Below are 6711 nucleotides of genomic sequence, written 5' to 3' on the forward strand. Positions count from 1 at the left end.
ATTATTTTGTTCTTTGCTGTTATCAGCATTATTATCACACTATTAGGTGTATACTCCAGTATCACGCTCGATACAGAACGACGCCAGAAAGAAGTTGCTATCCGTAAAGTAAATGGGGCAGATGTTCCGCAGATTATCCTGTTGTTTGCCCGTCTTTATATTATCTTGTTATTGTGTAGTGCCATCGTTGCATTCCCGCTTGTATATGTTGTATTGATGTTATGGAAACAAATGTATACGGTATTCTTTGACTGCGGTCTGCTTTTCTGGCTCTGCATATTCTTGATTGTTACTCTTATTACAGGCTTTACAATACTTTTCCGTATCTTGCGGATAGCAAAAACGAATCCGGCGGAAGTTATTAAAAACGAATAACCAATAAGTTGAATAAACAACCCATGATAATCCATTATCTGAAAATATCACTCAGAAACCTGTGGAAGTATAAAACTCACAGTTTGATTTCAGCTCTCTGCCTGGCAGTGGGCATTGTGTGCTACATTCTGGTATCCATGTATTGCCAAAAGATGGAGGTAGATTTACCGGACATGGAACGGCGTATCAGATTGGAATACTCTCAGGATAGAAACTCATTCTTCAGCATGCAGGATGCCCAACTGCTGGAAGACAAACTCAGTCATGAACTGGGAAAGTTAAGTTTCAGTCAGTTTTTCCATAAATCAATAGAAGCGGAAATCATTGATAATGAACAGCACAACTTTCCATTTATCATAAACTTCATGGGTGTCAATGATTACTACTTCTCCTATTACAACCGAAAATTGCTATATGGCAGTCGGCTGATTCAGGCACCTGATGAGGTGATACTATCACAGAATTTTGTCCGCAAGGCATATGGTGACAAGAATCCCATCGGTACAATCATCTTCACCGAATCGAGTCTGCAACCGGATAGTGCCATGCAGAGTTTCAGAGTGGTAAATGTAGTAGAAAACGATCTGCTGGAAATTCAGACAGACTGTTACTTCTCTTACGAAGTGATGCCCGACCAGCCGATAGCTATAAACGGTTACCTGCCTCCCCAAATGAATCTGGAAGCACTGAACCAACTTCTGCGATCAGTACCGTGGGAACGGAATGGAGAAATCATATATCCCGAAGCCCGATTGCTGTCACAGAAAGATGCGGTAAGCATGAAGAGTCTGTTGATCAATATGTTGATCATGTTCATTGCTTCGCTGATCTTGATTTCGGGACTTATCAACTTCCTGAAATTTATCATTCAGATGTTCTATAACCGGCAGCGTGAGATAGCTTTGCGTAAGTGTATGGGAGCAAGCGTGAAAGGGCTGTATCTGCTACTCTTCTTTGAAGTATTCTGGATGATGTCGTTCGCTTTTCTCATATCTCTTGTGTTGATGGAGTTGTCAATGAGTGCCATGCAAATCTATATCCCTAATTGGGGGATACCTGATGCCATACTGTTTGCTATTTATCTGCTGCAGTTTAAGATATATATCGTACTCTTGGCGATATGTATGCTGATCATCTGGTTTCCTATCCGACGTTTGCGGACGGCAAGCATTATCAGTCAGGTGAACCGTAATCGCAACAAGCATATATTCCGTTCGGTCATGATGTGGTTGCAGCTGAGTATTTCCATCTTCTTTATTGGAGGAACATTCGTAATCAATTTGGGCTGGTACGAAGCATTCGGCAGAACATATAGCGCACTTACCTCGCAAGAGGAAAAAGAAATTATTATTGTCAAGATAAATACGCAGCGTATGCGCCAGCATCTGAATTCCATTTTGGCTGATATCCGCGCACTGCCCGAGGTTACGGATGAACTGAAGATGGAAGATAATACTATGATGTCCTATTGTATGCAAACATATACAAAGGCGGACCGTTCGGAAGCGTATGTTTCAGTAATAAAGGGAGATCCCCATTATTTTAAGTTCCTGAATATTCCTATGTCGGGTAAAGTGGTGGATGCAGACGCAAGCGGAACCATCTATGTGAGCGAGGACTTCAGACGGCAATTGGATAAGGATAGCATACAGGACATGGTGGAATTCTATGGCCAGAGTTATCGTATTATCGGCACGTTTAAGGCGTTGCACAAAGAGAGCAGCAACGGCCATACAATAGGTTCGGTGTTTTATCCCGGCAATCAGCTCAATGCGATATGCTTTAAAATGGCTCCCGGAACAGATATCAAATTAGCAATTCGGCGCATCAACGAGATTTGCCGACATTATGTTCCTGTCACATTGCCGGTTGAGATTAAAAAACTTCCCGATGACAAACAAGATTTCATGAGAAGTATCCAAATGATGCAAGGCGCGATGATGATATTGGCGATAGTAAGTATACTGCTGGTGGTGCTGAGCATCTATTCGGCCATCTCGATGGATACCATAAGCCGGCAAAAGGAGATGGCTATCCGCAAGATTAACGGAGCCACTCCGACAACTATTGCCACCGTATTCGGAAAAGCCTATCTGACGATTTTCTTACTGGCATTTGCGGTCGCGTATCCTTTATTAAGACTGGCGATGATGGCTATTATTGATAACATGAAAGTCGTGTCAGAGTGGTGGTGGGGCGTTGTGCTCTTCTTCAGCGTAGCCTTCATGATATTCCTCACCACCGCATATAAAATTTACCGGATCATGCATATCAATCCGGCCGAGATAATAAAAAATGAATAAACAATATTACTAATTAAAATTATCACTATTATGATTAAAACAGTAAACCTGCAGAAAATCTTCAAGACAGAAGAAGTGCAAACATGGGCTTTGAACAATGTGAACATCGAAGTGAAAGAAGGTGAGTTCGTCGCAATCATGGGACCTTCCGGTTGCGGTAAATCTACATTGCTGAATATCCTCGGCTTGCTCGATAACCCTTCGGGTGGAGAATACTACCTCAATGGAAAGGAAGTATCCAAATACACCGAAGCACAACGCACCAGCCTGCGTAAAGGTGTCATTGGTTTCGTATTCCAAAGCTTCAACCTGATTGACGAACTGAACGTATACGAAAACATCGAACTGCCGTTGCTCTACATGGGCATTCCTTCCGCCGAACGCAAACGTCGCGTGGAAACAGCTATGGAACGCATGGCCATTACACACCGAAGCAAACACTTCCCACAGCAGCTCTCCGGTGGTCAGCAGCAACGTGTAGCCATTGCCCGTGCCGTAGTAGCCAATCCAAAGCTGATCCTTGCCGATGAGCCTACCGGTAATCTGGACTCCAAGAACGGTAAGGAAGTGATGGAACTGCTGAATGAACTGAACAAAGAAGGAACCACCATCGTCATGGTAACCCACTCACAGCACGATGCCGGTTTTGCAGGACGTATCATTAATCTGTTCGACGGACAGGTGGTGACAGAGGTGAGTCTGTAACCCAAATTGTGCACATTTTTACTTAAGCCCTAAAAGGACGAAATCGGAGATATACTATTTTATTTCGCCCTTTCAGGGCTCAGAGATGGGAATACTTATTACGTAGGGCGATGCCCTACGCTATATAATGTAAGCCTTTCAGGCTTCTGTACTGTAAATGCGAGCCCTTTCAGGTTTCCCGGCACTATATAATGTAAACTCTTCAGGCTTCCTGATAGAGCTAAAACCTATTAATATTATCACTAAAAGAACATGTACATTCTGAAGTTTGTCCTGCGTAGCTGGTGGCGAAATAAATTGTTCGTCACTATTTCTCTTGTCAGTCTGATTATCGGTATCGCATGTACCAATCTACTGACAGCCTTCGTCCTATACGAATACAACATCGAGTATAACAACCCCAACCGTGACCGTATCCTCCGGCTGACACAAACACTACCTTTCGCACAACAAGAAATGCAGGGAACATTCGTATATCACGAATCTGTCCCCGAAATCATCTCACAATTCCCTGAGATAGAAGCTTCACTACGCACACAAGCTATCACTCACACAAAAATCCGTGTGGGCGACCAAGAATATTCCGAACTGAACCTGCTATCGGCAGACAGTACATTGCCCAAGTTTATCCCCATCGAAACCCTTGCAGGAAAAATAGAAGAAGTATTGACTCACCCGGGAACCATTGCCATCAGCCAAGCTCTGGCCGAACGTTGTTTCGGTACCACCGACTGCCTCGGCAAGCTGCTGGATATCCCTCAATCCGGCGAAAGTGCCTACCGTATCGCCGCCGTCTTCCGTCTGCCATCGCAAAGCATGTTGCAGGCAGACTTGCTCACGCATCTAAAAAGTCCCGAAGGAACCACCTGTTCGATACTTCTCAAAGAAGGAACAGACCTCAACGCCTTTCGCCAACGCTTCGAGACAACCGAGCTTCCTACTTTATTAGGCAAAGGGTATTACCGTACCCAGACTTTACAGGAATCCTATTTTACCACTACCACACAAGATAGCAACCAGTGTATCGAGCATCGGCAAAAGGCCCTGTTAAGCGTCGGACTGCTATCTGCTTTATTAATCTTGTTCATCGGTTGCTTCAACTATATCAACCTCAGTTTTTCACGCTTATTGAAGCAAATACGCACCTTGCACATTGAAAGCCTTTTAGGTGCAAGCCACCGTCAAATCCGTTGGCAACTCTTTGCCGATACTTTCCTGATGGTGATTACAGCGTTCTTGTTATCCATTCTGTTGATGAGCGACCTGTTAGCAGTATTCAATACAACAATATCCGCGCATCTGTCGTTCTCCTATCTTTTCTCCGTTCAGGTATTCCCTGTTATTCTGCTGTTTGTCATCATTCTATCCGTTGTTCCGGCAGAATACATGAGCCGGAAGATACAGACCTTGTCCGAAAGCCGTTACCGCAGCTTCTTTACAGGTCGCAAGAAACAGCGCATTGTAGCAGCACTGGTCACCTTACAATTCATGATTTCTATCGGACTGCTAAGTGCTTTTATGATAATCCGTAGCCAAATGGACCTGATAGAGCAGGAGGGAAGCCGCTACAAAGGAATCGTTGAGTTTGGAATCGGCGACTCCCGGCAATCCCCTTTATCTACTTGGATAGAAGACACTAAATCCATCCCCGGAGTGAAGTCTGTTGTATCTTCCCAATCAGGCCTTTATACCATGAGTATGGCCGTTCCCCGCCAAAATGGTGAGAAGAATGACCTACTGATGCTTGAACTTTATGAAAACTGTCCGGACTTCCTGGATATATACGATTTCAACTTGCTGGATGCCAAACAAACATTCCATTTATTACTCCGTACTTCTGTACCGGTCATCATCAACGAGTCCTTCATTCGCTATCTTGTGCCCGAAGGAGAAGACCCAGTGGGACAACCGATCTCTAAATACGTGCCCGAAAAGAGTGAGAAAGGTACTATTATCGGCGTCATGAAAGATTTCAAGAAATATTCGCTCACAAACAATGTGTTTCCACTGAGAATGATTCTGCACGAAATACCCCAAGATAACTATACCACATTGACCTTACAGTTTGACGAACAAGATCGCACAGCAGTTATCAATCATCTTCGCGGATTATGGGAGAAGAAATACCCCGGTACTCCATTCAATTATGAAGACCCTTATCAGGTACTGATCTCCAATAATCAAGAAGTCACCGACTTTTCCCGCATCCTGCTGATGTATGCATCAATCAGTTTATTCCTCACACTGTTCGGATTGTTCGGCATCACCCATTATGCTATCCAGCAACGTATACGCGAAATAGGAATTCGGAAGATTCACGGTGCATCATTCGGGCAAATATTATGGCTTGTCAACCGCCCGTTCCTGTACTACATAGGTATAGCGTTTATACTCATTGTACCCCTGGTCTGCTATCTGATGAATTATTGGCTGCAACAATTTGCTTACCATGTACACATTGGTATCCTTCATTTCCTGCTTCCTTTGTTCTTCACTGTCTGCATCACCCTGCTCACAGTATGCCTGAACAGTTATCGGGCAGCAAGAAATAATCCGGTAGATAGTATCAAATACGAATAATCGTATCCCGGTTAATCTCCAGAACCAGAGACTGAAAATCAATCATCGCATTAAATAAAGCGATATGTGAATAGGAGGAAATCTCATCTGACGGAATATCACATTCCGTCAGTACCCCCTGTTCCAACAGCAATGCACGTTTTGTGCCTTTCAATAAGGGAGTCCTCGGTGTATACCAGACTCCCTCTTTTTCTAACGCCACATTAGCAATGGAAGTATCCGTCAAAAGATTGTTTCTGACAATCAATACATCATCCTGATTGCCGCGCAGGGCATACAATGCTTCCAGTTCCTTCCGGTCCGTACTTTTGTAGCGATAATCAATCGTATCCGAACCGACCAACCGGAGCGAACGTACAGTCCTCATTGTATAAGCGGAAAATGCCACTTCACATACTTCTCTGCCATAAACTACCCGGCATTTATAAAAACCGCTTTCAGGACAATCCCCTGTATAATCCAGAATATCCAGTTGATCCGCCATTCCGAAAACCGCCTGTCTCGTCTCATTCATCCTACGGTTGTGATGGGCAAGGTTCTGCAACTTACCGTCACGTACTTGTATCGTTTCAATAAATCGGCACATATATTTTCTGTTTCATTTCTTCATATTCACTGCGGGCGTCACTCTTGAAAGTAATGCCACCACCGCTTTTAAAATACATTCCGTCCGCCTCTTGCTCCACAAAACGTATCATCACGGCACTATCCATATTGTCTCCATCGAAATATCCGGTTATTCCCGTAT

6 protein-coding genes are annotated in these 6711 nt (G+C 43.9%); 4 read left to right on the top strand and 2 right to left on the bottom strand.

What is annotated here, in order from left to right:
* From BACCELL_RS21500 to BACCELL_RS21515, 4 genes are all read left to right on the top strand, one after another.
* A partial coding sequence (locus tag BACCELL_RS21500; RefSeq protein ID WP_007214188.1) for an ABC transporter permease occupies positions 1-375 on the top strand: 375 nt, incomplete at its 5' end.
* Between the two features lie 23 nt (positions 376-398).
* The gene (locus BACCELL_RS21505; protein WP_044154179.1) at positions 399-2678 is read left to right on the top strand and encodes an ABC transporter permease; all 2280 of its coding nucleotides are present in this window, start codon (positions 399-401) and stop codon (positions 2676-2678) included.
* 30 nt (positions 2679-2708) lie between these two features.
* A complete protein-coding gene (locus tag BACCELL_RS21510; protein WP_007214190.1) occupies positions 2709-3383 on the top strand; it encodes an ABC transporter ATP-binding protein in 675 nt (224 codons plus the stop codon).
* A gap of 252 nt (positions 3384-3635) precedes the next feature.
* On the top strand, positions 3636-5963 hold the full coding sequence (locus tag BACCELL_RS21515) for an ABC transporter permease (RefSeq protein WP_007214191.1): 2328 nt from the start codon (positions 3636-3638) through the stop codon (positions 5961-5963).
* Here the strand turns inward: BACCELL_RS21515 and BACCELL_RS21520 are convergent.
* The gene (locus BACCELL_RS21520; protein WP_007214192.1) at positions 5950-6549 is read right to left on the bottom strand and encodes an aminotransferase class IV family protein; all 600 of its coding nucleotides are present in this window, start codon (positions 6547-6549) and stop codon (positions 5950-5952) included. The genes BACCELL_RS21515 and BACCELL_RS21520 overlap by 14 nt on opposite strands.
* A partial coding sequence (locus tag BACCELL_RS21525) for a chorismate-binding protein (protein ID WP_007214193.1) occupies positions 6533-6711 on the bottom strand: 179 nt, incomplete at its 5' end. The genes BACCELL_RS21520 and BACCELL_RS21525, both read right to left, overlap by 17 nt.

Origin of the sequence: Bacteroides cellulosilyticus DSM 14838 (assembly GCF_000158035.1) — a bacterium.
In the GTDB taxonomy this organism is placed as follows: Bacteria; Bacteroidota; Bacteroidia; order Bacteroidales; family Bacteroidaceae; genus Bacteroides; species Bacteroides cellulosilyticus.

Bases quoted from the DNA above. Each gene is read 5' to 3' on its own strand.
- BACCELL_RS21505 (WP_044154179.1), top strand. From the start codon at position 399: ATGATAATCCATTATCTGAAAATATCACTCAGAAACCTGTGGAAGTAT.
- BACCELL_RS21510 (WP_007214190.1), top strand. From the start codon at position 2,709: ATGATTAAAACAGTAAACCTGCAGAAAATCTTCAAGACAGAAGAAGTG.
- BACCELL_RS21515 (WP_007214191.1), top strand. From the start codon at position 3,636: ATGTACATTCTGAAGTTTGTCCTGCGTAGCTGGTGGCGAAATAAATTG.
- BACCELL_RS21520 (WP_007214192.1), bottom strand. From the start codon at position 6,549: ATGTGCCGATTTATTGAAACGATACAAGTACGTGACGGTAAGTTGCAG.